Below are 26,272 nucleotides of genomic sequence, written 5' to 3' on the forward strand. Positions count from 1 at the left end.
CCGCCCGCGGCCATTTCATAACGGTCTCGTGACAGCCGCGCGTCGCGAATGTTTCGGTCCCATGACGCCGGTCGATCGCCTCGCGACATACCGCGGCTGGTGCATTGCGTCCACGGCTGGAACACAGCTTCTGGCGAGGTTTGTGTGCGTGGCTTAGCACTTTCTTTTTCGCGCCGTTGCATCCACGGCACTCGCTCACTAGCGTCGCCTGCACGCAAGGATTCACCGTCCGGCAGACGACACGCGTGTCGTCGTGCCGCCAACAACGACCCTCAAGGAAGACCGTCATGATCGCTTCATGTCCGCGCCTGGTCCGATGTGCCGCCGTGCTGATCGCATTGGCGATGGCGCCCCCCGCGATGAGCGCGGGGCCTCGCACGCCCGCCAACGTCGCCGCGAATGCCTCGTCGCAGTGCTACGCCTTCGCGCAGCCCAGCATCGAAGTGCTGCGCGCCTCCGAGAAGAAGGTTTTCGCCTGGTACTTTCCGCCGTACCCGTTGTCGATCAGCAACGAGGCCGACAGCAGCAACTGGTACGACCGCTGGTTGAGCCCCACCGGCGGAAGCAGCCAGTACAGCAACACCGGCGGCGCCCTGCGCGATCGGCCGTTGACGATGCCCAAGCGGCCCGAATCCAACTGGCGGCAGTTGAACTTCGAGGTCGAGATCCGCCAGGCCATTGCGATGGGCCTGGACGGTTTCATCCTTGAGATGTCGCACCGGCAACAGCATTCCGACGACCGCTGGAACCGCGTGAACGCCATGCTGGCCGCCGCGCAGGCGGTCGATCCGGGCTTCAAGATCGTGCTCGGCCCCGGCTTCCCGAAGGAAGCGAACGCACTGCCCGACGAGCTGGCGGCAACCATCCGTGCCGTCGCCAACCACCCGTCGGTCTATCGTCTGCCCGATGGGCGCCTGCCGCTGGTGACGTTCTATCCGGAGCGGCCGGCGTCGAGCGGCGGCAAGCCGATCCAATGGTGGCAACTGCTGTTCGACCAGTTGCAGGCCCAAGGCGTGGAGACCGCGTGGTACCCGTTCTTCCTTTCGCGCAGCACCATAGCCGCGCTGCCGGACCCGGACGAGTGGTACCGCACCATCGACGGTTACTCGCGCTGGGATGGACGCTGGGCGACGCAGGCTTCCTCCAACGTCACCGAAGCCACCGAAGCGCGCAATCACGGCGTCAAGTGGATCGCCCGTGCCGCGTTCCAGGACATTCGCGTGCGCAAGGACACCCTGCTCGAGCTGCGCCATTGGGAGCCCTCCAACAGCTCGACGATGCGCGGTTTCTTCCAGAAGGCGATCGAGAGCGATGCCGACTGGTTGACGCTGCTGACGTGGAACGACTACAGCGAGACGCAGATCGCACCATCGCGTGACCGCGGCTATGCCGTGGCCGACCTGACCGCGTACTACACCGCGTGGTTCAAGACCGGCGTGGCGCCCCCGATCCAGCGTGATGGCCTGTACTACTTCCATCGCAAGCAGCGCGCCGATGCGCCGTACGACACCACCAAGCAGACCGCGGGCGCGTTCAAGATCCCGGCCGGTCCGGCGGCCGAGAACAACGTCGAGCTCCTGGCGTTGCTGACCGCACCGGGTGAGCTAACGATCCGCCAGGGCAGCAACATCCGCAAATTGAACGCGAACGCCGGACTGGTTTCGTTCAAGGTGCCGCTGGTGCCCGGCACCCGGCCGGAGTTCGAGCTGCGTCGCGGTGGGCAACTGATCGAATCGCTGGCCAGCCGCGTGTCGAGCACGGCGTCGGTGACCTATCAGGACCTGACGTACTACGCGGGCGGCAGCATCGAGTGCCAGCGTCCGTTGCCTGAGTAATTCCGTCGCGTCGCCACGGGCATGCACTTCCGGCGCACCACGCCTTCAGCGGGTGCGTCGGGAGTTGGCAGGGTGTGAGAACGACGTGCGTGGCACGCGGACGCTCTTGTGCTCATGCGTGCGCGGCGAAGCCCCACGGTCCGATGGCGGCGTTCCGCGCAGGATGGGAATCTCCGACGCGGGATACGAAAAAGGCGCGACCGGAGTCGCGCCTTTCTTCGTTCAGGACCCGGCACTGTGGCTGTGACGTGCGGGCCCGGTATCGCCGGGACGGGTGCGGTAGCGCCCGACCTGGCTGATGTGGCTTACCAGAAGAACTGCACGCGGCCTTCGATGATGCTCGGGTCATCGCTGACGCCGCGGCGGTCGCTGGTGGCCTTGACGTAGTTCAGCATGAACTTGAAGTTCGAACGCCAGTACCAGTTGACGCCGGCGGTGACGGTGTCCATCTGTCCGCCAAGCACCCTGCCGTCGTCCAGGTCCATCGTGTCGTAGCGCAGGCCCACCTGCCACATGCCGGTCGCCGGATCGTCGGGCAGGCCGGTGGTCGGCACGCCGGCCTTGTAGCCCCAGGTCTCCCCGGTGATGTTGTACACGCCGCTGAGGTAACCCGAGGTGCCGCTGAAGTCGTCGCTGTTGGTGCCGTAGCGGCTGACATCGGACTTCATGTACTCGCCCTGCAGCTTCAGCGGGCCGTGCACGTAGAAGCTTTCCAGGCCGATCGTCGAGACGCGGTCGGTGTTGGTGAGGTTGCCGGTGTCGACCAGACGGGCGCCGGCGAGGTCGGCGTCCGGACGCGCGCGGTAGCGCAGGGTGTCGGCATCGGTGTCGAAGTTCACGTACGACAGGCCCAGGTGCAGCACGTTGCCCTTGTCGTTGATCGGCGCCCAGGTGCCGCGGAGGCCGTAGCCCGAACCGTGGGCCAGGTTGCGCGTCAGCTCGCGACCGAAGTAGCTGGCGGTCAGGCTGTAGTCGTTGGTGCCGAAGGTGTAGCCAGCGCCGAGGCGGCGGGCGACGGCGAAGGTGTTGGTCACCATCGCCTTGGAGATGAAGTCGTTGTTCTTGGTCGAGGACAGCTCTTCCAGGCTGTTGGGCTGCTTGAACTGGCCCAGCTGCAGGTAGTGGTTGCTGTCGCCGCCGAGCTTGTACTTGGCGTTGACGTCGAGCCACTTGTCGGCCTTGGCGTCGTAACCGATCACCCACTCGATGTTGCCCGGGCCCTTGCCCTTGAGCACCAGCTCGGCGCGGCGCAGCTCCTGGTCGGCGTCCGTGCCATCGGGCGCGTCGGCATTGAGGTTGGCCACGTCGCTGTTGAACTTGTTGTAGTCGGCCTGGACCAGGCCTTCGAACGTGATCTCGGAACCGCCGATCACGTCGATCGCGATTTCCGCGTGCGCGGCCGGGGCGACGATGGCGCCGAGCAGGGCGACGGCGAGGATGTTGCGGGAGAGTTTCATTGCGGCGGCCTGGAACGTGGAGAGGTGCGGCGCAGCCTAGGTTGTGAAGATTGCGTAAATGTGACAACGCTGACTTGTGTCCGCGGGATGACGCTTTGATGAAGCCGCCAGGGGCATCGCCATCACGCCCACGCTGCCGTCCCCGTCACGTCACTGCGTCCGGCTCCCCCGGTGTCTTGTCCTTGAATCGGCACAGGTCGCGAATCGCGCAGTGCGGGCAATCGGGCTTGCGGGCCTTGCAGACGTAGCGGCCGTGCAGGATCAGCCAATGGTGCGCGTCGTGAAGGTAGGCCGCGGGCACGGCCTTCAACAGGCCGTCCTCGACCGCGCGCACGGTCTTGCCCGGCGCCAGGCCGGTGCGATTGGCAACGCGGAAGATGTGCGTATCGACGGCCATCGTCGGTTCGCCGAACGCGGTGTTGAGCACCACGTTGGCGGTCTTGCGGCCCACGCCGGGCAGGGCTTCCAGCGCGACGCGGTCGCGCGGGACGTCGCCGCCATGGTGCTCGATCAACCGATGGGCCATGGCCACCACGTTGGCTGCCTTGGTGTTGTACAGGCCGATGGTGGCGATGTAGCGCTTGAGACTTTCGACGCCGAGCGCGGCGATCGCCTGCGGCGTGTTGGCCACCGGGAACAGCTTCCGGGTGGCCTTGTTGACGCCGACGTCGGTGGCCTGCGCCGACAGCGCGACCGCCACCAGCAGCTCGTAGGGACTGGTGTACTCCAGCTCGGTGACCGGCTTGGGGTTGAGCGCCTTGAGTCGCTCGAACATCCGCTCGGCGTCTGCGGCTGGCATGCGCGCAGTGCTGCCACGCGCGGCCGGCTTGCGAGCTGGGGACGCTGCGGCGGTGCCCGTCTTCGCCTTGCGCAGTCCGGGTTTTGCGGCACCGGGCGTGCGCGATCTTGCCGGCGGACTTGTCGTCTTGCTCATCGTGGTTCCTGCCCCGCGGCGCGCGCTTTGGCACGAGCCAGTGCCGCGGCGGCGGCCGACGGGAGTGCGGGGCGAGGCGCCGGGGCTTGCGGTGTCTGGGTTGCCTCGGAGGCGGGACCCGTTGCTGCGCCCGCGCCGGCCTGGCGGCGTTGCGCGCGCTCGTCGGCCCGTCGCTGCAACCGCGTCGCGCGCTCGCGGTAGCGTTCGCGGGCGGCCAGCGCGCGCTGGCGCTCGCCGCGTGCGTTGGCGAACACGGCGGTGCAGGCCCCATCGCAGGCCAGACACGCCGGCGTGACCAGCAGTCCGCGTTCCAGCGCGGCATCGACGTCGCCGTCGAGCAATGCCGCGACCACCGCATGCACGGCGGTGCCGCCGGCATCGCGGCAGCCGCAGTTCGGGCAGTGGCCGATCGGACTCACTGGCCGCCAAACACCGGCTTGCGACGCTCCAGGAACGCGCTGGTGCCTTCGCGCATGTCCTGGGTGGCGAACATCAGGCCGAACTGCGCGGCTTCGTACTCCAGGCCTTCCTCGATGCCGCATTCGCCACCGACGTTTATGCAGTCGAGCGTGCCGCGCAGGGCCAGCGGTGCGGCGCCGGCCAGCTGTTCGGCCAGCTTCATCGTTTCGGCCTCCAGCTCGGCGGCGGGGACCACGCGGTTGACGATGCCGAGCTCGCGCGCGCGGTTGGCGTCGATCGGTGCGCCGACCAGGCACAGCTCCAGCGTCGCCGCACGGCCGGCCAGGCGCAGCAGGCGCTGGGTACCGCCGAAACCGGGGATCAGGCCGAGGTTGATTTCCGGCTGGCCGACCTTGGCGGTGTCGGCGGCGATGCGCAGGTGGCAGCACATGGCCAGTTCCAGACCACCGCCCAGGGCGAAACCGTTGACCATCGCGATCACCGGCTTTGGCATCTTCTCCACGCGACGCATCATCCGTTGCCCGCGCAGCGAGAAATCGCGGCCCTGCACCGGCGTCAGCTGGTTCATCTCGGCAATGTCGGCACCGGCGACAAAGGCCTTCGGGCCAGCGCCGGTCAGGATTACCGCGCGTACTGACGCGTCGTCGGCGGCCGCGTCGAACGCCACCAGCAGGGCGTCGAGCGTGGCGGCGTTGAGCGCGTTCAGTTTGTCGGGGCGATTGACGGTGATGCGGCGCACGGCGCCGTGATCGGAAACGAGCAGGGGCGATTCGGACATGTGGGTTCCGGCTGGGGTCGCGGGGGGGGGCGTGGTTTGGCAAGCAGGACAAGCACTTAGCCACGATGGAACTCGCTGGCGCTGCCGTGGTCAGACCCCGGCGACGTCAGTGGCGGTTAAGGGCGGGCGTCGTTATCCTAGCGCGTCAATTCGGGCCGATTAGACCGACATTGCGTTATTCCGTCGAAGCCGCATCACGGCCTCGATCAACCCCCGGAGGTTCCACCGAATGAAGTTGCGTTTGATCGCTGCCGCTGTCGCGGCCATGGTTCTGGCCGGCAACGCCGCTGCACAGGACACTTCGACCGAGAAGGGCAAGCTGAGCTACGCGCTGGGTTACGACCTTGGTCGCAACGTCGCCGAGAGCGGTGAGCAGGTCGACATCAACACCATCATCAAGGGCCTGCGGGACGGCAACAGCAAGACGCCGCCGACGGTTCCCGTCGACCAGCTGCGCGCTGCCGTTCAGGCCATGCAGGCCCGCCAGACCGCCAAGGCCAAGGCCGAGTGGGAAACTGCCGCGGCCACCAACAAGACCAAGAGCGATGCCTTCGTTGCCGCCAACAAGGGCAAGCCGGGCGTGCAGAGCCTTGCCAGCGGCGTGCAGTACCGCATCGTCGAGACCGGCACCGGCGCCAAGCCGACGCTGGCCAGCACCGTGCAGCTCGAAGTCGCCGGCCCGTTTGCATGGGGCGAGCGCCAGCCGCAGAACGCCCAGGGCCGCGCGATGCCGGACATCAAGCTCAGCGACATCGAGATGAAGGCGATGCGCGACGTGCTGCTGATGATGCCCGCCGGCTCGAAGTGGGAAATCACCCTGCCGCCGGAACACGCTTATGGCGCCAACCCGAACACGCCGTTCCCGCCGAACATGGCGGTGCAGTTCGAGGTCAAGCTGATCAGCGTCAAGTAAACAGCCGGGCAGGCATGCCCAGCGGTTTCCGCGTTGCGCCGGCTTGCCGGCGCAACGCATTTCTGGCCGGCGTGATGCCTGGTGGGATGGTGGGTGCAGGCCCGTGCGAATCGCGCGATCCTGCCTGCATGTGCCACCGCACACGTGCCGTCCTGCACAATGTGGACCGCCCGCTGCGGCCGTTCGCGGTTCCGTCCGGTCTCGACCGTGCTTTTACCATCAAGGCCAGCCTGCCCTCCGGGCGTGGCTGTGCCGGTACAACCTTCCCATGATTTCTCCATCGTTCCGCGCCGTCCTCAGCCCTTGCACCGGCGTTTGCACGCTGCGCGATGACGGCCTGTGCGGCGGCTGCCTGCGCACCGGTGCGGAAATCGCCCGCTGGTCGCAGATGAACGACGACGAGCGCCTCCGGCTCATGGAAACCGTGCTGCCCGAACGCGAGTCGCGGCTTCGGTGAACACCCTGCAGGCCAGTGTCTCCGAGCTGGTACCGGCGCTGCATCCGCTGGACGCGCCACCGGATGGGCCATGCTGGAACCTCGACGAGCTCGATGGCCTGCTCGACGGCGACAGCCTGGTTGACGCCGCGGTGCTGGTCGGCCTGGTGCCGCGCGAGGAGGGCTTGCAGGTCGTGTTGACCCGGCGCACCGATCGGTTGCGCAACCACGGTGGCCAGGTGAGTTTCCCCGGCGGCCGGACCGAGCCCGGCGACGCCGACGTGCGTGCCGCCGCAATCCGCGAGGCCGGCGAAGAGATCGGTCTGGACGAAGCGCAGATCCGACCGCTGGGCTATCTGGATCCGCTGGCGACGATCACCGGCTTCCGGGTTACGCCACTGGTCGCGTTGATTGCAGCCGACTACCAGGCACTCCCGGACCCCGGCGAAGTCGCCGAAGTGTTCGAAGTGCCACTGGCGCTGTTGCTCGATCCCGATCGCCTCGAGCGACGGGAGCTGGAATTCCGCGGTCGCATCCGCCATGTGTTCGAGTACCGCTACCCGGCGCAACGCATCTGGGGCGCGACCGCATCGATGCTGTACAACCTGAGGCAACGCCTGGAGGGCGTGCGATGACGAACTGGACAGCGTTGGTATCGGCCGAGGAACTGGCCAATGCGTTGGGCGACGACGACCTGGTGGTGCTGGATGCGCGCGTGGTGCTCGCCGACCGCACGGCTGGCGAAGCGAACTGGCGGGCCGGGCACATTCCGGGCGCTCGCCATGCCGATCTCGACCGTGATCTGTCCGACCATCGCAAGACCGGCGGTCGTCATCCCTGGCCGGACGCCGAGGACTTCACCGCGGCGCTGGGGCGCTGGGGTATCACGCAGGCCCACCGTGTCGTGGTGTACGACGCCGGCGACGGCGCTCTGGCCGCGGCGCGTGCCTGGTTTCTGCTGCGCGCACTCGGCCACGAACAGGTCGCCGTGCTCGACGGCGGCTGGTCGCGCTGGACCGCGCTAGGGCTGCCGGTCGACGATCAGGTGCCGACGCCCGCGGCGACGGTCTACGAGGCACTGTTCGAGCGCGGCCTCCTGCTGGATGCCGAGCAGGCGGCATTGCACGTGGAGGCCGGTGGGCTGCTGGTCGATGCACGTGCGCGCGAACGTTTCCGCGGCGAGATCGAGCCGCTGGATCGCGTTGCCGGACACGTGCCGGGTGCGCTCAACCGTCCGTACGTCGACAACCTGCGCGACGGTCGCTTCAAGCCGCGCGAGGAACTGGCCGCCGAATTCACCGCCTTGCTCGACGGCCGCGCGCCGTTGCAGGCCGTGGTGATGTGCGGATCGGGTGTCACCGCCTGCCATCACTTGCTGGCGATGGCGCATGCCGGGTTGCCGGGCGCGCGTCTATTCACCGGCTCGTGGAGCGGATGGCTGGAAGACCCGTCGCGACCGGTGGCGACCGGCGAAGGCTGAGCGCCGAGGTACGGTGGCCGTTGCCGGACGGCAGCGGTCTGTACGAGGCAGGGAGTCGCACCTGCCACGCAATCCGGTAAAAGGCCGTCGTGACGCAACCGCGTCACGACGTGCCCCGTGATCGCGCAACGAACCTACTTGCGCAGCCGGTCCACCAGCGCATGCAGCGCCTGCTGGGTGCCGGCCGAGTACCAGCTTTCGATGAAGCGCGGCAGTTCGATGTTCTGCGGCTGCAGTGCGGCGGCGACGTCGGCGCGTGCAATCGCGCGCGTCTGCAGCATGGCCGCGCGCGGCAAGGCCAGCAGCTGTTCGAGCCAAAGACGCGCTCGCTGCGCCACGTGTTCGACTTCGACGAGTTCGTCGACCAGGCCGATCTGCAGGGCCTGCCCGGCATCGACCATCTCGCCGGCGACCAACAGACGCTCGGCGCGGTAGTCGCCGACCACACGCCGCAGCAGCCGCTGGATGCCTTCGGGGGCGACCAGCCCGACCTGTGTCTCGTTGAGGCCGATCCGCGCCGGCCCCGACACCATCACCCGGTAATCGCAGCACAGCGCGAGCACGCAGCCGCCGGCCGGCGCATGTCCGGCGATCGCCGCGACCACCGGTACCGGGCTCGCCGCGATCGCGAGCGCAGCGTCGAAGAAAGCCTGCCAGGCGGCGGTCAATGCCGCGCGGTCCTCACCCAGCGACAGCAGATGCGGCACGTCAAGGCCGGCGGAGAACACCTTCTGGCCACCGCTGAGCACGATGCCGCCGGCCCCCTCCGCGACGGCCTTGTCGATGCCCGCGCGCAGCGCCAGGCACAACTCGGGGTTCAAGGCGTTGACCGGCGCGCGAGCCAGTTGCAGTTCGACCACGTCGCCGTGGTGGATGGTCTCGATGAGGCTCATGGGTTCACTCCCTGGATCCAGCGGCAATGGGCGGTACGGTCGAGTCGTGCGCGATGCTGAGCCGGCACGTCGACGTCGAATTCGGCGTTTCCGCATCCTTCCGTGCATCGGCGCGCGAACGGCGACAGTCGGGCGTTGGTGACTGTCGCAGGTCGACTCCGGTGAAGGTCCGCCGAGGACGTGCATGCCCGCGGAGCAGGGCGAAGCGCGGCACATGACGGGCTGCGGAAAGACGCTGCCGTATCATAGGCCGATGAACAGCCCACGCGCCTCCATTGTCCTTGCGGTTTCGCTGATTGCAGCCGCGTTCCTGCCTGCCGGTGCACGTGCCTGCACGCCCACCATCAGCGAAGGTTGGGTTCGCATGCCGCCTGCGCAGATGCCGATGCTCGCCGGGTTCGCGCGCATCGAGAACCGCTGCGCCACGCCGGTCACGATCGTCGGTGCCAGCAGCCCGTCGTTCGCCGACACCTCGCTGCACGAAACGCGCATCGTCGACGGCATCAGCCGCATGCGCGCGATGCCCGAGCTGCGCATCGCGCCAGACGGCGTTGCCGTGCTCAAGCCCGGCGGCATGCACCTGATGTTGATGCGTCCGACCGCGCCGCTGCGGCCGGGCAGCAAGGTGGTGGTGGAATTCGCACTGAAGGAAGGCGGCGTACTGCGGGGCGAGTTCGACGTTCGTCGACCGGGCCAGTAATCGCCCCACCGGCCGCGCCAACGAACGCGGCGACCGGTGCGACCGCTTCGCCTCGCATGCCGCGAACCGCTGAGGGTGCCCCAAGCCGCCCGCGAGGTCGCAGCGACTGCCGGGGCGACGTTGAATCGCGGCCGCCGAAATAGCGGCCGCCGAAGCGCGCCTGTCAGGCGCAGGCCGTGCGGACCGCCGACGGCAAAGGTGCGGCCGCGCCGGTGCCGCGATCGATCCAGACCATCACCACCTGGCCGTCGCAGTACAACACCGAGGTGTCGCGTGCATCGACGATGCGATGGCCGATGCTGAGGCTGGTGTTGCCCAGACGCTCGACAAACAGCTCGATCATCACCTCGTTCGGCCACTCGATCGGGCGCCGGTAGTTGAGATTGGCCGCGGCGACGACGGGGGCGACGTGCTCGTCCAGGCCCTGGCCCGGCACGGTCAGCATCCACTGCAGTCGTGCTTCCTCCAGGTAGCTCAGGTACTTGGAGTTGTTGACGTGGTTGAACGCGTCCAGGTCACGCCAGCGCACCGGCATCGGCACGCGGATCAGGGTCTGGATGCCGGCGCCGTGCTGGGCGCGCTTGCCGTGTTGCTGGCGCGGCTTCTCGTCGTGACGTTGCGTGGTTTTGCCACTGTCGGGTGCCCGCTGTTGCTGGGTAACCGCGCGTTCCGGGGCCGGCGCGACAACGGCTTCGGTAGCGGCAACCGGTGCGGCTGGCGCTGCGGCGGGAGCCGCATCGAGAGGCGTGGCGGGCGCCGTGGCCGCGGGTGCGGCGCTGCCCGCGATCGCGACCGCGGCGGCGACCGGCGTCACCGCGCCGAGGTCAGCGACGGCCGGACCGGCCGGCGCATCGGTGGTCACGATCACGTCTGCAATGGGACGGTGCGCCGGTGCCGACGGATCGTCATGGGACGAGGTTGCGGCCTGTGCGGCCCCGGTTTCGGGCTGGGCGACGGCGATGTCGGCCGTGGCCACAGCGGCCTTGCGCTTGCGGGGTGCGGGCTTGCGCGGCTTGCGGGCCTTGCCGGCGGGCTTGGCGGCCGATGCGTCGGCCGGCTTGTCGGCACGGGGCTTGTCGGAGCTGGGCTTCTCGGAGCGGGGCTTCTCGGAACCGGGCTTCTCGGTGCGGGCCTTCTCGGAACCGGACTTGTCGGGACGGGACTCGTGGGAACCGGGCTTGGAGGAGCTGGGGGAACGGGTGTCGCTCATGCGGCGGAAGTCTTCTTGTCGGTCTTGCGGGCGCCGGAGCGGCCCTTGGTGGTATCGGGCTTGCCCACGCCCAGCAGCGGGGCGAGGAAGTGGCCGGTATGCGAATGCGGCAGTGCCGCGATGTCTTCGGGCGTGCCCGTGGCCAGGATGGTGCCGCCGCGATGGCCGCCCTCCGGACCCAGGTCGATCACCCAGTCGGCGGTCTTGATGACATCCAGGTTGTGCTCGATCACGACCACGGTGTTGCCGTCGTCGCGCAGACGATGCAGCACGGCGAGCAGGTGCTCGATGTCGTGGAAGTGCAGGCCGGTGGTGGGCTCGTCGAGGATGTACAGCGTCTGGCCCGTGTCGCGGCGAGACAGCTCCTTGGACAGCTTGACGCGTTGCGCCTCGCCGCCGGAGAGCGTGGTCGCCGATTGGCCGAGCTTGATGTAGCTCAGGCCCACGTCCATCAGCGTTTCGAGCTTGCGCGAGATCGACGGGATCGCCTCGAACAGCGACAGCGCATCCTCGACCGTCATGCCCAGGACGTCGTTGATGTTGTAACCCTTGTACAGCACCTCCAGCGTCTCGCGGTTGTAGCGCTTGCCCCCGCAGACGTCGCACGGTACGTACACATCGGGCAGGAAGTGCATCTCGACCTTGATCAGGCCGTCGCCCTGGCAGGCTTCGCAGCGTCCGCCGCGCACGTTGAAGCTGAAACGGCCCGGCGAGTAGCCGCGCGCGCGCGCCTCGGGCACCTGCGCGAACAGCTCGCGCAGTGGCGTGAACAGGCCGGTGTAGGTTGCCGGGTTGGAGCGCGGGGTACGACCGATCGGCGACTGGTCGATGTCGACCACCTTGTCGAACAGCTCGATGTTCTCGTACGAACGGTGCGGCGCGATGGTGTGCGACGCGCCGTTGAGTTCGTTGGCGGCGATGGAGTACAGCGTGTCGTTGATCAGCGTCGACTTGCCCGAACCGGACACGCCGGTGACGCACGTGAACAGGCTGGCCGGGATCGTGAGGTCGACGTCCTTGAGGTTGTTGCCGCTGGCGCCGCGCAGCTTGAACAGCGCCTTGGGATTGGGCTTGTGGCGCTTTCCGGGCACCTCGATGCGCCTCTTTCCGCTGAGGTACTGGCCGGTCAGCGATCGCGGCGCCTTCAGCACGTCCGCAAACTGGCCCTGCGCCACCACCTCGCCGCCGTGCACGCCAGCGCCCGGGCCGATGTCGACGATGTAGTCGGCAAGCCGGATGGCGTCCTCGTCGTGCTCGACCACGATCACCGTGTTGCCCAGGTCGCGCAGTCGGGTGAGGGTGCCGAGCAAGCGCTCGTTGTCGCGCTGGTGCAGGCCGATCGACGGCTCGTCGAGCACGTACATCACGCCCACCAGGCCCGCACCGATCTGGCTGGCCAGGCGGATGCGCTGGGCCTCGCCACCGGACAGCGAATCGGCCTTGCGTTCAAGGGTGAGGTAATCGAGGCCGACATCGACGAGGAAGCGCAGTCGATCGCCGATCTCCTTGACGATCTTGCCGGCGATCTCGCCGCGCCAGCCGGGCAGGTTGAGGCCGCGGAAGAACGTCAGCGCCTCGTCGACGGGCAACACCACCAGCTCCGGCAGCGGACGGTCGGCGACGAACACGCTGCGCGCCGCGCGGTTGAGGCGCGCGCCGCCGCACTCGGTGCAGGAGCGCTCGCTGATGTACTTCGATAGTTCCTCGCGCACCGCCGAGGATTCGGTCTCGCGGTAGCGACGTTCGAGGTTGGGCACGATGCCCTCGAACTTGTGCTTGCGCTGGCTGCGCGTGCCGCTCTCGGTGAGGTAGTTGAAGTTGATCAGCTCGTTGCCACTGCCAAACAGCACGGCGTTGCGCACGTCATCGGTCAGCAGCTGCCACGGCGTGTCGACATCGAACCTGTAGTGCTTGGCCAGCGACTGGATGAGCTGGAAGTAGTACGCATTGCGACGGTCCCAGCCGCGCACCGCGCCGGCCGACAAGGCCAATTCGGGGTGCACGACCACGCGCGCGGGATCGAAGAACTGCGCGACGCCGAGGCCGTCGCAGGTCGGGCATGCGCCCACCGGCGAGTTGAACGAGAACAGCCGCGGTTCCAGCTCCGGCAATGCGTAATCGCAGACCGGGCAGCTGTACTTGGACGAGAACAGCAGCGGCGCGGCGTCGGCGTTGTCCAGCGACACCACCTGCGCCATGCCGTCGCCGATCTTGAGCGCGGTCTCGAACGATTCGGCCAGGCGCTGCTTGAGGTCCTCGCGCGGCTTGAAGCGATCGACCACGGCCTCGATGGTGTGCTTGACGCGCAACGCCAACGGCGGCACCGCGTCGATCTCGTGCAGGACGCCGTCCACGCGCACGCGAACGTAGCCTTGCGCGCGCAACTGCTCGAACACCTGGGCGTGTTCGCCCTTGCGCTCACGCACCACCGGCGCCAGCAGCATCCAGCGTTGCTCGCGGCCTTCGTCGGTGGCGCCCAGCGCGATGACCTGATCGACCATCTGGCTGACCGTCTGGGCTTCCAGCGGGTAGTCGTGGTCGGGGCAGCGCGGCATGCCGACGCGTGCGTACAGCAGGCGCAGGTAGTCGTAGATTTCGGTGATGGTGCCGACCGTCGACCGCGGGTTGTGCGATGTCGACTTCTGTTCGATCGAGATCGCCGGGCTGAGGCCCTCGATGTGATCGACGTCGGGCTTTTCCATCACCGACAGGAATTGCCGCGCGTAGGCCGACAGCGACTCGACATAGCGACGCTGGCCTTCGGCGTAGATGGTGTCGAACGCCAGCGACGATTTGCCCGAGCCCGACAGGCCGGTGATCACGATCAACTTGTCGCGAGGCAGGTCGAGGTCGATGTTCTTGAGGTTGTGCGTCCGCGCACCGCGGATGCGGATGAAATCCAGCGCCATCGGGAGCCTGCAGTGGGGTGGGGGCGCCGTCAGCTGGCAACGGCGAACCAGTGAGCTTAGGCACTGCAGGATGTGGGGGCAAATCCGCGTAAGGAAAGTCCCGGGCCGGGTCGCGGGAATGGCGCCCGCGACCCTTGCGTGGCGGTGCTGCCAGCGTGTCGCTACTGGCTCAGCAGGCGGAATCCCAGATTGCCCTGGTGCGGCGAGGATGCCTTGTCGGCGGTGGCCCGCGTGCGGCCGCGGGTCTCGATCGCCGCAGGATTGACGCCGTTGATGATCAGCTGCGCCTTCAGCGCGTCGGCGCGCTGCTTGGACAAGGCAAGGTCGCGTTCGTTGTCGCCTGTGTCGTCAACCGGACCGGAAATCTCGATGCGCGCATCGCCGGGGGCGGCTTTGAGCGCGGTGGCGGCACGGCTGACCAGGTCGAGGCTGGATGCGTCGATCTGTGCGCTTTCGCGAGCGAAACCGATCGAGGACTGGTTCAGCGCCATCAACAACTCCACCTCCGAGCCGCCGGGCTTGAAATCAGCCAGCGCACGGGCCGGCCCGGACGGAGGCGCCGCGTCGGCGTCGAGGCCTTCGAACAGGCCGAGGTAGCGGTGCTTGGGAAACAGGACCCGGGCCCGTTCAAGCAGCCGGCGCCGATCGGCCTGGGCAACCTGGCCGGACAGGACAATCCGGTCGGCTTCGAAACTGACGGCGGCGCCGGAGACGTCGAAATCGGCGGCGAACGCGCCCAGGTTGTCCTGCCACGACGCCGGACGCGTGCCGGGTTCGGTGGCCAGGTGACCGGACAGGCGGCTCTGGGCGTGGGTGCCCGAAAGCGCGGCGACGATGCGCTTGGCGGTGGCTTCGTTGTCGACTTGCCCGTCGTAGCGCAACTGGCCGTTGTTGTTGACCAGGCTGATGCGGGCGTCGGAGGGGACGATGTTGGCGCTGCTCACCGGCTTGGCGGGCGCGGGTGGCGCGGGCTCGGCGGTCGCGGAAGCGGCCGGCTGCGCGGGTGGCGGCGCCTGCGAGCACGCGCCGACGAGGGCGGTGGCGATCAACAGGGCCAGCGGAAGGGTCTTCCCGATGGCGCGATGCCCGGACGTGGTGGCATCGCGTGGAACGGCTGCGGTCATGTAGCTCTCCGGAACGTGGCGTGGCGGGCGGAACGTGCCGGGGCGGGCGTGGCCCGCTCCGACAAGGGAAGGCCCGTTGCCGGGCCTTCCGATTGCGTTGCCGCGATTACTTCTTCTTCGACGCGTAGTCGATGGAGACTTCGTCCGAGCACTCCGCGGTGCCGTTGTTGCACAGCTTGTAGGCCATCGTGCCCGATCCGATGATCCGGAACGTGTCGATGGTGGCGCCGTTGTTACGGACGGTCTTGAGGATCGCGCCGTTGCGCCAGACGTCGACGTTGCGCTTGCCGTGGGTCCAGCTCAGGTTCACCCGGGTGCGGTGGCTGCTGAGCGCGGTGGCTTCGGCCTCAAGTGCTCGCGGCCAGTTGCCGTCCACGAAGCTCGGGTACAGCGAGATCCCGGTGCTGGTCGCGGCAAAGCCCTTGATCGTCACGTACCACTTGCCGCCCTGCGGGGTCGGGAAGAAGCAGTTCTCGTTGTTGCCAGCCGAGAACGGACGGCAGTCGTAGGCGGTATCGGTCGGTTCGGCGCCATAACGCACGTAGATGTCCGCGTCGCCGGTGCCGCCGTACATGGCGAACAGCAGGTTCGACGCGCCGTTGGGCACGGCCAGCTCGTAACGGATGCGGCCGTTCTTGAGCACTTCGATGGCCGTGACGGTCACACCGTTGGACAGCGGGATTGCCGGCGGCGGCGGCGGCGGCGGCGGCGGGTCGGACGGCAACGGCTCGCTGCCGTTGGCAACGGCGACCGCGGCGCGGGCATCCACCACACCCGAACCACAGGGCTTGTCGTAGCCGCACGACACCGGGAAGCCGCCGTTGGCATAGGCGGTGTTGACGAGGATCTTCTCGATCTCCGCCGGGGTCTTCGGGGCGGCCGCGGCTGCCTGCATCAACGCGATCACGCCGGCCACGTGCGGTGCCGCCATCGAGGTGCCGGCGTACCACGCAAAGCCTTCACCTTCCTGGCCCTGGGCGCCGAGATTCAGCGTCGACAGGATGTTGGCCTCTGCCGGCGCCGCGCCCGAGCCGCCCGGAGCGGCGACGTCGACCTTGGCACCGAAGTTGGAGTAGCCGGCCAGCGCGCCGGTCGGCCCCACCGCCGACACGGCGATGATGTTGTTGCAGTTGGCCGGCGAGAAGTTGGCGACGTCGGAACCGGAGTTGCCGGCGGCGATCGCCACCGTGGTGCCGCGTGCCACCGCGCCATCGAACGCCGCCTGCTCGGCCACGCTGCACGCGCCACTGCCGCCCAGGCTGAGGTTGATGACCTCGGCCGGGGTCGGGTTGGCGGGCACGCCGGCGACGGTGCCGCCCGAAGCCCAGGTCACTGCATCGATGATGTCGGACTCGTAGCCACCGCAGCGACCAAGCACACGCACCGGCTGGACCTTCGCACCGTGCGCGACGCCGGCCACGCCGGCACCGTTGTTGGTCGCCGCCGCGATCGTGCCGGCGACGTGGGTGCCGTGCCAGCTGCTGTCATCGGGGGTGCCAAAGATGCTGCACGAGCCGTCGTGCCAATCGCCCGGGTCGTTGGCGTCCGCGTCGCGGCCGTCGCCGTCGACGGACACTTCGGGGTCGTTGATGAAGTCGTAGCCCGGAACGATGTTGCCGTTGAGGTCGCTATGCGGGGTGATGCCGGTGTCGAGCACCGCCACCACGACGCCGGTGCCGGTCGACAGGTCCCACGCCGGTTCGGCGTTGATGCCGCCCGGGCCATTCTTGTAGTGCCACTGCTGCGCGTAGCCGGGATCGTTGGGAACCATCAGCGGCTTGCGCAGGCGGTCGGGCTCGACGGCGAGGACGTTCGGGTCCTTCATCAGTTCGATCGCCAGCAGCTTCATCGCCGCGTCGTCGAGCTTGCGATCGGTACGCAGCAGCTCGGCACCGGTGGCGAGCGTGCGCATCGGGCGGACCGCGAAGCCCAGCGTGCGCGAGGCGGTCGTCAGCTGCTGGCTGCGCGTGTTGGCGACGAGGCGCTTGGCGTCGGCGCGATAGGAAACGATGAAGCGGTCGTACTGCTCGGCCTTGGCCGCGCCTTGTGCTGCCGGCGCTGCCAGACGGTCCTGTCCGGCCACTGCAGCGAACTTGCTGCCGGAATAGGCCGCGGGTGAGATCGCTACCGCGGTGGCGATGGCGAGCAAGGTCAGCTTGATCGAAGGAGCTTTACGAGTCATCACAAAAATCCTTTTCTGTTGCTTCAGGAATCCCGTCACATCCCCTGTGCTGTTCCGGGTGTTTTCCCGCGTCGGGCCTGATGGCACGTCGCAGGGACTTGCGTCGTCACCGGCCCGTTCGCCTTCCATGTGGGCGGGGCAGGCGGACGAATGGCGGTGGCCCGGGCAACCTCGGATCGGGTTGCCGGCGGGCATGCTGCGGATGGGGCCGGCCCAACGGGCCGATAGCGTGTTGCGCCTGTAGCGCCTGGATGCGCAAGCAAGGCGAGTGCGCCGAACTCGCAGGATCGGGCCGCCGCACTTGGCCGGACATGCCCGTCCGGGTGCACGTCGGCCACGATTTGGCCAGCTTGGCCGCGAACTCTTGTACGACATCCTGTCGCATGGGGCGCATCACTCGATGGCGACGCCATCACGCGCTGGCCAGTGCCCAGGGGCATGGTCACGCGAGGTGCCGTCGGGATTGCGAACGACCGCCGGAGGCGATCGCAATCGAACCTAGAGGACGTGTTGTCGTCGCGCAAGTGACTCCTGCGTGAACGAGTGGCCGAGTTCGCGCAAAGCCGCGACAGTGCTCCGTCAAGGGGGTGACTGGCAGATTCGTGGGGTAGGGGGATGGCAGTTCACCGCGTTCCGTCGGGTCGAAGTGCTCCCGGGGGCGGTGTTACGCCTTCAAAATCGGGCCTGCCCCGGGGCCGTCCATGGCTTGATCGCCCTGCCGCCGCCTCCGCCGTCACCCGAGGGCGTGCGGGCTGTGACATCCGTCGCATTTCTGGCGGCTCTCGGGCCATTGCGCGCCCCGGGCCGCTGTTGCCGAGCGCGGGCGCGCGTCCTGGGCCGACTCTCCCCGGTGGATGTGGGGGTGGTTGCCGTAACTCGCTGAAGCCTCTACAATTCCGCTTCTGTCCGCCCGGTTTCGGGTGCGGCAGCGACCAAAAATAACTACAGAGGAATCTGGTCATGTACGCAGTTGTAGTCACAGGCGGTAAGCAATACCGCGTGATGCAGGGTGAAACCCTGCGTGTCGAGCTGCTCGATGTCGAAGCCGGCAGCGAGATCAAACTCGAAAACGTCCTGATGCTGGGCGGTAGCGATGGCGTGAAGATTGGCGATGCCGTGAAGGGTGCCGTCGTCTCTGCCAAGGTGATCGGCCACGGCCGCGCCGACAAGGTGCGCATCGTGAAGTTCCGTCGCCGCAAGCATCACCGCAAGCAGATGGGTCACCGTCAGCATTTCACCGAAATCGAGATCACCGGCATCGCCGGTGGCGCCAAGTAAGGAGAAGCCGCCATGGCACAGAAAAAGGGCGTAGGTTCAACCCGCAACGGCCGCGACTCCAACCCGAAGTACTTGGGCGTGAAGATCTACGGCGGCCAGGCCATCGAGGCCGGCAACATCATCGTGCGTCAGCGCGGCACCCAGTTCCATCCGGGTAGCGGCGTCGGCCTCGGCCGTGACCACACGCTGTTCGCGCTCGTCGATGGCAAGGTCGAGTTCTCGACCAAGGGCCCGAAGAAGCGCCGCACCGTCAGCGTCATCGGCGAGTAATCGCCGGTCGCTGCAGTCCGGGAGGCCCCGCTTCGGCGGGGCTTTTCGTTTCTGTGGAGCTGGGCATTCACCGGGGCAATCCTCGGGCGATGCCGCCCGGGCTTGCGGCTCGGGGCTAAACTCGCCCGTACGCGACCGGATCCGGCCTCGCCTTGCGCGTCAGTTCCGTATCACCATTCCCGCAATATCCAAGGTTCCCCTCATGAAACTCGTCGACGAAGCCGAAATCCAGGTCATCGCAGGCAATGGCGGCAATGGCTGCGTTGGTTTCCGTCGCGAGAAGTTCATCCCGCTCGGTGGTCCCGATGGCGGCGATGGCGGTGACGGCGGCAGCGTCTGGCTCGTCGCGGACGAAAACCTCAACACCTTGGTCGACTTCCGCCACCAGAAGATGTTCCGCGCCAAGCGTGGCGAGAACGGGATGGGTCGGCAGGCGTACGGCAAAGGTGGCGATGACCTGACCATCACGGTGCCGGTTGGCACGGTGATCACCAATGTCGAAACCGACGAGGTGATCGGCGACCTGACTCGCCACGGTGATCGGTTGCTGGTAGCCAAGGGTGGCAAGGGCGGCCTTGGCAACATGCATTTCAAGAGTTCCACCAATCGCTCTCCGCAGCGCGCATTACCCGGCCTGGAAGGCGAGCAGCGCATGCTGAAGATGGAGCTCAAGCTGCTTGCCGACGTTGGCCTCCTTGGCTTCCCGAATGCCGGCAAGAGCACCCTGATCCGGGCCGTGTCGGCGGCAACGCCAAAGGTGGCGGACTATCCGTTCACCACGCTGTACCCCAACCTTGGCGTGGTGCGCGTCGAGCAGTACCGCAGCTTCGTCATCGCCGACATTCCCGGCCTGATCGAAGGGGCGGCCGACGGTGCCGGCCTTGGCGCGCAGTTCCTGCGCCACCTGCAGCGTACGCGCCTGCTGTTGCACCTGGTCGATATCGCCCCCATGGAGTTGCACGAGGGCGAGGCAGCGGGACTGACGCCGGCCGAGCAGGTGCGCGCGATCGAAAACGAGCTGCGCAAGCACGATCCCGAGCTGCTCCAGAAGCCTCGCTGGCTGGTGCTCAACAAGGCCGACCTGCTGCTCGAGGAAGAGCAGAAGGCGGCGGCCCAGGCGGTGATCGACGAACTCGGCTGGACGGACCGCTGGTACCTGGTGTCGGCCATCGGCCGCGACGGCACGATGCCGATCATGCTGGACGTCATGGCGTTCTTCGATCGCCAGCGCGAGGATGAACTGGAAGCAGCCGCCAATGGCGGCGCCGGCTGAGGCCAGGGCGTGTCCGGGGTGACTGTCCCATCGAAAGAGCCGGCCCACGCCGGCTTTTCGTTTTGTCGGGTGCGCGCTGCAGGCGGCGCGGATCTCGTGGCGACGCGTGCGCGTGCGCGTCGGTGCAATGCGCCCGGGTCGACCACTCGGCTCGACGCTCGCAGCGGTCAAATCGCGGGCACAAAAAAACCCGGCCGGAGCCGGGTTTTTTCGTGTCTTGCTACCGGCGTATCAAGCGGCCTTGAGGGCCTTGATGCGAGCGGTCAGGCGGCTCTTGTGGCGAGCAGCCTTGTTCTTGTGGATCAGGCCGCGCGAGCTCAGGCGGTCGAGGACCGGCTGGGCGATCGCGAAGGCGGTCTCGGCGCCGGCGGCGTCGTTCTCGCCCAGGGCCTTGAGCACCTTCTTCACGGCGGTGCGCAGCATCGAACGCTGGCTGGCGTTACGGGCATTGCGCACGACAGCCTGCTTGGCGCGCTTCTTGGCGGACTTGATGTTTGCCACGGCGAATTCCTGGAAAGTTTTGAATAAAGCTGGGTGGAAGATCGTGTTACGGAAAATCAGACCCAAAAGTATGGAGGATTCAGTGGCTTGCGTCAACTGCTGTGGAGACTTTGCGATGTGGGGTGATGCGTGAGCGGTGGCGGCCCGGGCAACGCCCGCCGGCAGGGCGGCATGCTGCGTTCGACCGCGGTGTTCAGCCTGATGACCTTCATCTCGCGCATCGCCGGCTATCTGCGCGACTGGCTGCAGGCCAGCCTGTTCGGCGCCGGGCCGGCGGTCAGCGCGTTCGTCGTCGCGTATCGCATCCCCAATTACCTGCGGCGGATCTTCGCCGAAGGGTCGTTCTCGTCGGCGTTCGTGCCGGTCCTGTCCGAGCTCAAGCAGAAGGGTGACCAGAAGGCCTTGCAGGAGTTCCTTGATCACATCGCCGGCGCGCTGCTGGCTGCGGTGGTGGTGGTCAGTGCGCTGGGCATGTTGATGGCGCCGTGGATCGCCAGGCTGTTCCTGCTGTTTGCCGACAAGGACGCGCAGACCGTGCCGCTGGCCGCGGACATGCTGCGCATCACCTTCCCGTACCTGACGTTCATCTCGATGACCGCGCTGGCGGGCGCGGCGCTCAACAGCTTCAAGCACTTTGGCCTGCCAGCGCTGACGCCGGTGCTGCACAACCTGGCGATGATTGCGGCGATGCTGTTCCTGGCGGACTACCTCAAGGTGCCCGAGCAGGCCATGGCCTGGGGCGTATTGGCCGCGGGCATCCTGCAGATGGCGGTGCTGTGGCCGGCGATGGGCCGGCTGGGGATTCGTCCGAGATTCCGCTTCAATTTCCGCCACGAAGGGGTGCAGCGGGTGCGCAAGCTGATGCTGCCGACGATCTTCTCTTCGTCGGTGGCCCAGGTGAACGTGCTGGTCGGCACCATGTTCGCATCGCTCCTGGTACCCGCCGCGCAGTCCTGGCTGTACTACTCCGACCGTCTCACCGAGCTGCCGCTGGGCTTGTTCGGCGTCGCGATCGGTACGGTGATCCTGCCGCAGCTGTCGCGCCACCACGCCGATGCGGATGCCGCCGGTTACTCCAAGGCGCTGGACTGGGGCTTGCGCATCGTCATGCTGATCGGCACGCCGGCCGCACTGGGGCTGGCCCTGCTGTCTGAGCCGCTGACTGCCGCGCTGTTCCGGCACGGCCGTTTCACCGCCGAGGACACTCGCATGGTCGGTTACGCACTGACCGCAATGAGCGTGGGCATTCCGACGTTCATGCTCAGCAAGGTGCTGCTGCCAGCGTTCTACGCGCGCCAGGACACCAGGACGCCGATGCGTGCGGCGATCTGGACGGTGGTCGCCAACGTACTGCTGACCATCGCCCTGGTGACGCCACTTTGGCTGGCGGGCTACAAGAGCGCCCATGTCGGCATCGCCGCCGCGACGGCCATCGCCGGCATGCTCAACGCCGCGCTGCTGTGGCGCTACCTCCGTCGACAGGGGCTGTATCACGCCGAGCCAGGCTGGGGGCGCTGGTTGCTGCGCATCCTCGTGGGGCTGGTGGTAATGGCCGCGGTGGTGCTGGCGGTGCGTCAGCACGTCGGCGACTGGACGGTCCTGCCGGCCCTGTGGCGCTGGATCTGGCTGATGGCCGCGGTGGCTGCCGGGGCTGCCGCGTATGGCGCGACGGTGCTGGCGCTGGGCCTTCGGCCACGCCATCTGCGCCATTGATACGGCCGTGGAACCTTGAGAAGCCGCACCACGGCTATACTTCAACGCAATGAGCAGGCTGTTTCGTGACGTCGAAGGCGGGCCCCGGTGCCCGCACGGCAGTGTGGTCTGCATCGGCGCCTTCGACGGCCTGCACCTTGGGCATCGGGCGTTGGTGCGCCACACGATTTCGCGTGCGCGCGATTTGGGCCTTGCGTCGGTGGCGTTGAGCTTCGAGCCGCTGCCGCGCGAGTTCTTCGCCCCCGCCAACCCGCCGCCGCGCTTGTTGTCTGCGCGGGCCAAGTTCGAAGGCCTGCGTGACCTGGGCGTTGACCAGGTCGGTCTGCTTCGCTTCGACAAGCGCCTGTGCAGCCAATCGGCCGAGGCGTTCGTCCAGCAGGTGCTGGTGCAGCGATTGTCGGCACGCGAGGTCTGGGTCGGACCCGAATTCCGCTTCGGCAAGGGCCGCGCCGGCGATCTGGCGTTGCTGCAGCGCATAGGCGAAGAGTGCGGCTTCGTCGCTGGCGAGATCGCCCCGGTGCTGCTCGACGGGGAGCGCGTGTCCAGCACCCGCATCCGCGCTGCGTTGCAGGCCGGCGACTTCGCCACGGCCGCCCAGCTGCTGGGCAGGCCGTATGCGATCGGCGGGCGGGTGGTGCGTGGCAAGCAACTGGGGCGCACGCTTGGGTTCCCCACCGCAAATCTTCGCTTCGGCGGCAAGACGCCGGCGCTGTCGGGCATCTACGCCACGCGCGTGCACGGCGTGGGGCCCCAGCCGTGGCCATCGGTGTCCAGCCTGGGTACCCGGCCCACGGTCGACGGCGTCGAACCCTTGCTCGAAGCCCATCTGTTCGACTTCGACGGCGATCTGTACGGACGCCGGATCGAGGTCGAGTTCGTCGCAAAGCTGCGCGATGAGCTCAAGTTCGACAACCTGCCGGCATTGACCGAGCAGATGCATCGCGATGCCCAACAGGCACGCGACCTCCTTGCGCACTACCAACAACGAGCCCTCGCGTGAATTCCGACGCTTCCGCCAACCCGTACAAATCCACCCTGCACCTGCCCGCGACGGATTTCCCGATGCGCGGCGACCTGCCCAAGCGCGAGCCCGAGACGCTCGCGCGCTGGGAGGCCGAGGACTTGTACGCGCGCATTCGCGACAAGGTCGGTCAGCGCGAGCGCCGCTTCGTGCTGCACGACGGCCCGCCATACGCGAACGGCAGCATCCACATTGGCCACGCGGTCAACAAGGTCCTCAAGGACGTGATCGTCAAGTCGAAGCTGCTGGCCGGCTTCGATGCGCCTTACGTGCCGGGCTGGGACTGCCACGGTCTGCCGATCGAGCATGCGGTCGAGAAGAAGCACGGCAAGGTCGGCGACAAGCTCGACGCCGCCGCGTTCCGCCAGAAGTGCCGCGAGTACGCCACCGAGCAGATCGACCTCCAGCGCCGCGACTTCAAGCGCCTGGGCGTGATCGGCGACTGGGCCAATCCGTACCGCACGATGGATTTCAGCACCGAGGCCGGCATCGTCCGCGCGTTGGCGAAGATCGTCGAGCGCGGCCACCTGGTGCGCGGCGCCAAGCCCGTGCACTGGTGCTTCGACTGCGGTTCGGCACTGGCCGAGGCCGAGATCGAATACGCCGACAAGGTGTCGCCGACCATCGACGTCGCCTATCCCGCACGCAACCCGGGCAAGCTTGCCGCCGTGTTCGGTGTCGCCATCGATGGCGACACCGACGTGGCGATGCCGATCTGGACCACCACCCCGTGGACGCTGCCGGCCAGCCTGGCAGTTACCGTCGGCGCCGAGCTCGACTACGTGCTGGTCGAAGGCCCGCGCACGCCGCAGGGCAAGCGCCGCCTGCTCGTGCTCGCCGATGCGCTGTGGACCCGTGCGCTGACGCGCTACGGCGTGTTCGAGACCTTGATGGACGTGCAGGGTCTGCCGGATTACGCGCCACTGGGTCGTGTCACGGGTGCCGAGCTCGAAGGTCATCACCTGCAGCATCCGTTCTACGCCGAACGCGACCTGCCCGTGCTGGTCGGCGAACACGTCACCGCCGACGACGGCACCGGCGTGGTGCACACCGCGCCCGGCCACGGTCAGGAAGACTTTTCCGTCGCGCTGCGCTACGACCTGCTGGACCAGTACAGCGCCGCGCAGATGAACCCGGTCGATGGCCGCGGCCTGTACCTGCCCTCGACGCCGCCGGCGGGCGAGCTGGTGCTGGCCGGCCTGCACATCTGGAAGGCCAACGATCCGATCATCGAGGTGCTTCGCGCCAATGGCACGCTGCTGGCCGCGAGCAAGGTCGGACACAGTTACCCGCATTGCTGGCGTCACAAGACGCCCGTTGCGTTCCGTGCGACGCCGCAGTGGTTCATCTCGATGGAGCAGGCCAACCTGCGCCGCGATGCGCTGGCCGAGATCGGCCGCGTCGCGTGGGTGCCCGAGTGGGGCGAGGCGCGCATCTACGGCATGATCGAAGGGCGCCCGGACTGGTGCATCAGCCGCCAGCGCACCTGGGGCGTGCCGATCGCGATGTTCGTTCACCGCGAGACCGGCGAGCCGCACCCGCGCACGCCAGAACTCATGCTCCAGGTTGCACAACGCATCGAGCACGATGGCGTCGACGCCTGGTACACGCTCGACGCGGCCGAACTGCTCGGCGACGAGGCCGGCGACTACGACAAGATCAGCGACATCCTCGACGTCTGGTTCGACTCCGGTGTCACCCACGAGTGCGTGCTTGCGCAGCGCGCGGACGATGGCCTGGGCAAGCCGGCCGATCTCTACCTGGAAGGCTCCGACCAGCACCGCGGCTGGTTCCACAGCTCGCTGCTCACCGGCGTGGCGATGGACGGCGTGGCGCCGTACCGGCAGGTGCTGACGCACGGCTTCACCGTCGATGCGCAGGGCAAGAAGATGTCCAAGTCGATCGGCAATACCGTCGAGCCGCAGAAGGTCATCAGCGGGATGGGCGCCGACGTTCTGCGCCTGTGGATCGCCTCGACCGACTACTGCAACGAGATGTCGGTGTCGGACGAGATCCTGAAGCGCAGCGGCGACGCCTACCGCCGCATTCGCAACACCGCGCGCTTCCTGCTGGGCAACTTGCACGGGTTCGAGCCGGCTCGCGACCTGGTCGCGCCCGCCGACATGGTGGTGCTGGACCGCTGGATCGTGCACCGCGCGCACCAGCTGCAGGAGAAGATCGTCGCCGCCTACGAGCGCTACGACTTCGCCGAGATCGTGCAGGCGCTGTCCAACTTCTGCAGTGTTGATCTGGGGTCGCTGTATCTGGACGTCACCAAGGACCGCCTGTACACGATGCGCGAGGATTCCCGCGGTCGGCGTTCGGCACAGACCGCGATGTACCGCATCGCCGAGGCATTCGTTCGCTGGATCGCACCAATCCTGAGCTTCACCGCCGACGAGATGTGGCGTTACCTGCCGCAGCACGAGAACGGCGTGGCGCGCGAGGACAACGTGCTGTTCACCACGTGGTACGACGGCCTGTCGCCGCTGCCCGATGACGCGCCGCTGTCGGCGGCAGATTTCGACCGGCTGCTGGCGCTGCGCGAGCAGGTCAGCGCGACGCTCGAGCCGATGCGCGCCGCAGGCGAGATCGGCGCCGCGCTGGAGGCGGAGATCTCGCTGCGCTGTGGCGTCACCGAGCAGAACTGGTTGTCGCCGTTCGTCGACGAATTGCGCTTCCTGTTCATCAGCGGCGATGTCGAGATCGTGGCCGACGACGCCATCAAGGACATCGCGGTGTCCGCCAGTGCTTCCACGAAATCCAAGTGCGCGCGTTGCTGGCATTACCGGGCCGACGTCGGCCTGCTTGCCGCCCATCCGACGCTGTGCGGCCGCTGCGTCGACAACGTCGACGGCGAAGGCGAGGACCGTCGCTGGTTCTGATTGGCCGCGCGCAGCCGTGCCGGCGCCGGTTTCGACCGGACCGGCGACCACGTGACACAC

General features: G+C 67.6%; 20 protein-coding genes and 1 pseudogene. 11 read left to right on the forward strand and 10 right to left on the reverse strand.

Annotated elements, in window-relative coordinates:
- Positions 1-287: 287 nt before the first annotated feature.
- Complete coding sequence (locus EER27_RS04510) at positions 288-1,835, forward strand: glycoside hydrolase family 71 protein (RefSeq protein ID WP_123086844.1); 1,548 nt, start codon at positions 288-290, stop codon at positions 1,833-1,835.
- Positions 1,836-2,140: 305 nt separating this feature from the next.
- On the opposite strand, the gene EER27_RS04515 is transcribed toward EER27_RS04510, so the two are convergent.
- The 4 genes from EER27_RS04515 to EER27_RS04530 all read right to left on the reverse strand — a co-directional run bounded on the left by EER27_RS04515 (position 2,141) and on the right by EER27_RS04530 (position 5,424).
- Positions 2,141-3,292, reverse strand: coding sequence for an OprO/OprP family phosphate-selective porin (locus tag EER27_RS04515; protein ID WP_123086845.1), 1,152 nt, complete (start codon positions 3,290-3,292; stop codon positions 2,141-2,143).
- Positions 3,293-3,437: 145 nt separating this feature from the next.
- Complete coding sequence (gene nth / locus EER27_RS04520; RefSeq protein WP_123086846.1) at positions 3,438-4,091, reverse strand: endonuclease III; 654 nt, start codon at positions 4,089-4,091, stop codon at positions 3,438-3,440.
- A gap of 131 nt (positions 4,092-4,222) precedes the next feature.
- Positions 4,223-4,588: a hypothetical protein gene (locus EER27_RS17475; protein ID WP_123087253.1), complete on the reverse strand. Its 366-nt coding sequence runs from the start codon at positions 4,586-4,588 to the stop codon at positions 4,223-4,225.
- Positions 4,589-4,641: 53 nt separating this feature from the next.
- A complete protein-coding gene (locus EER27_RS04530; protein ID WP_123086847.1) occupies positions 4,642-5,424 on the reverse strand; it encodes an enoyl-CoA hydratase/isomerase family protein in 783 nt (260 codons plus the stop codon).
- A gap of 229 nt (positions 5,425-5,653) precedes the next feature.
- On the opposite strand from EER27_RS04530, the gene EER27_RS04535 reads away from it, so the two are divergent.
- The 3 genes and pseudogenes from EER27_RS04535 to EER27_RS04545 all read left to right on the forward strand — a co-directional run bounded on the left by EER27_RS04535 (position 5,654) and on the right by EER27_RS04545 (position 8,253).
- A complete protein-coding gene (locus tag EER27_RS04535) occupies positions 5,654-6,337 on the forward strand; it encodes an FKBP-type peptidyl-prolyl cis-trans isomerase N-terminal domain-containing protein (protein WP_123086848.1) in 684 nt (227 codons plus the stop codon).
- Between the two features lie 268 nt (positions 6,338-6,605).
- Positions 6,606-7,408: pseudogene (locus EER27_RS04540) on the forward strand (CoA pyrophosphatase).
- Entirely contained in the window at positions 7,405-8,253 is an 849-nt protein-coding gene (locus EER27_RS04545; protein ID WP_123086849.1) for a sulfurtransferase, read from the forward strand. The pseudogene EER27_RS04540 and the gene EER27_RS04545 overlap by 4 nt, the downstream one beginning before the upstream one ends.
- Before the next feature lie 134 nt (positions 8,254-8,387).
- On the opposite strand, the gene EER27_RS04550 is transcribed toward EER27_RS04545, so the two are convergent.
- The gene (locus tag EER27_RS04550) at positions 8,388-9,146 is read right to left on the reverse strand and encodes an enoyl-CoA hydratase/isomerase family protein (RefSeq protein ID WP_123086850.1); all 759 of its coding nucleotides are present in this window, start codon (positions 9,144-9,146) and stop codon (positions 8,388-8,390) included.
- A gap of 253 nt (positions 9,147-9,399) precedes the next feature.
- Between EER27_RS04550 and EER27_RS04555 the strand changes: the two genes are divergently transcribed.
- Positions 9,400-9,846, forward strand: a complete 447-nt coding sequence (locus EER27_RS04555) for a copper chaperone PCu(A)C (protein WP_123086851.1) — start codon at positions 9,400-9,402, stop codon at positions 9,844-9,846.
- Positions 9,847-10,009: 163 nt separating this feature from the next.
- Here EER27_RS04555 and EER27_RS17250 read toward each other — a convergent pair whose 3' ends face one another.
- The 4 genes from EER27_RS17250 to EER27_RS04575 all read right to left on the reverse strand — a co-directional run bounded on the left by EER27_RS17250 (position 10,010) and on the right by EER27_RS04575 (position 17,271).
- A complete protein-coding gene (locus tag EER27_RS17250) occupies positions 10,010-10,381 on the reverse strand; it encodes an acyl-CoA thioesterase (protein WP_425480818.1) in 372 nt (123 codons plus the stop codon).
- Positions 10,382-11,052: 671 nt separating this feature from the next.
- The gene (uvrA, locus tag EER27_RS04565; protein WP_123086852.1) at positions 11,053-13,965 is read right to left on the reverse strand and encodes an excinuclease ABC subunit UvrA; all 2,913 of its coding nucleotides are present in this window, start codon (positions 13,963-13,965) and stop codon (positions 11,053-11,055) included.
- 161 nt (positions 13,966-14,126) lie between these two features.
- Positions 14,127-15,089: an OmpA family protein gene (locus tag EER27_RS04570; protein WP_123086853.1), complete on the reverse strand. Its 963-nt coding sequence runs from the start codon at positions 15,087-15,089 to the stop codon at positions 14,127-14,129.
- A 106-nt stretch (positions 15,090-15,195) separates the two neighbouring features.
- Positions 15,196-17,271 (reverse strand): S8 family peptidase, encoded by a 2,076-nt coding sequence (locus EER27_RS04575; RefSeq protein WP_190285645.1) that lies wholly within the window; start codon positions 17,269-17,271, stop codon positions 15,196-15,198.
- 960 nt (positions 17,272-18,231) lie between these two features.
- Between EER27_RS04575 and rplU the strand changes: the two genes are divergently transcribed.
- From rplU to obgE, 3 genes are all read left to right on the forward strand, one after another.
- Entirely contained in the window at positions 18,232-18,549 is a 318-nt protein-coding gene (rplU, locus tag EER27_RS04580; RefSeq protein WP_123086855.1) for a 50S ribosomal protein L21, read from the forward strand.
- 12 nt (positions 18,550-18,561) lie between these two features.
- Positions 18,562-18,819 carry a 50S ribosomal protein L27 gene (gene rpmA / locus EER27_RS04585; protein WP_123086856.1) on the forward strand — a complete coding sequence of 86 codons (258 nt, stop codon included), beginning with the start codon at positions 18,562-18,564 and terminating at the stop codon, positions 18,817-18,819.
- A 202-nt stretch (positions 18,820-19,021) separates the two neighbouring features.
- Entirely contained in the window at positions 19,022-20,092 is a 1,071-nt protein-coding gene (obgE, locus tag EER27_RS04590; RefSeq protein ID WP_123086857.1) for a GTPase ObgE, read from the forward strand.
- A gap of 231 nt (positions 20,093-20,323) precedes the next feature.
- On the opposite strand, the gene rpsT is transcribed toward obgE, so the two are convergent.
- Positions 20,324-20,593: a 30S ribosomal protein S20 gene (gene rpsT / locus EER27_RS04595; RefSeq protein WP_123086858.1), complete on the reverse strand. Its 270-nt coding sequence runs from the start codon at positions 20,591-20,593 to the stop codon at positions 20,324-20,326.
- Between the two features lie 171 nt (positions 20,594-20,764).
- On the opposite strand from rpsT, the gene murJ reads away from it, so the two are divergent.
- From murJ to ileS, 3 genes are all read left to right on the forward strand, one after another.
- The gene (murJ, locus tag EER27_RS04600; protein WP_123086859.1) at positions 20,765-22,306 is read left to right on the forward strand and encodes a murein biosynthesis integral membrane protein MurJ; all 1,542 of its coding nucleotides are present in this window, start codon (positions 20,765-20,767) and stop codon (positions 22,304-22,306) included.
- 49 nt (positions 22,307-22,355) lie between these two features.
- Positions 22,356-23,306, forward strand: a complete 951-nt coding sequence (locus EER27_RS04605) for a bifunctional riboflavin kinase/FAD synthetase (RefSeq protein ID WP_123086860.1) — start codon at positions 22,356-22,358, stop codon at positions 23,304-23,306.
- A 62-nt stretch (positions 23,307-23,368) separates the two neighbouring features.
- Positions 23,369-26,212 (forward strand): isoleucine--tRNA ligase, encoded by a 2,844-nt coding sequence (gene ileS / locus EER27_RS04610; RefSeq protein WP_223807206.1) that lies wholly within the window; start codon positions 23,369-23,371, stop codon positions 26,210-26,212.
- Positions 26,213-26,272: the final 60 nt, after the last annotated feature.

The sequence above is a fragment of the Montanilutibacter psychrotolerans genome (assembly GCF_003719825.1).
GTDB classification, from domain to species: Bacteria; Pseudomonadota; Gammaproteobacteria; order Xanthomonadales; family Xanthomonadaceae; genus Montanilutibacter; species Montanilutibacter psychrotolerans.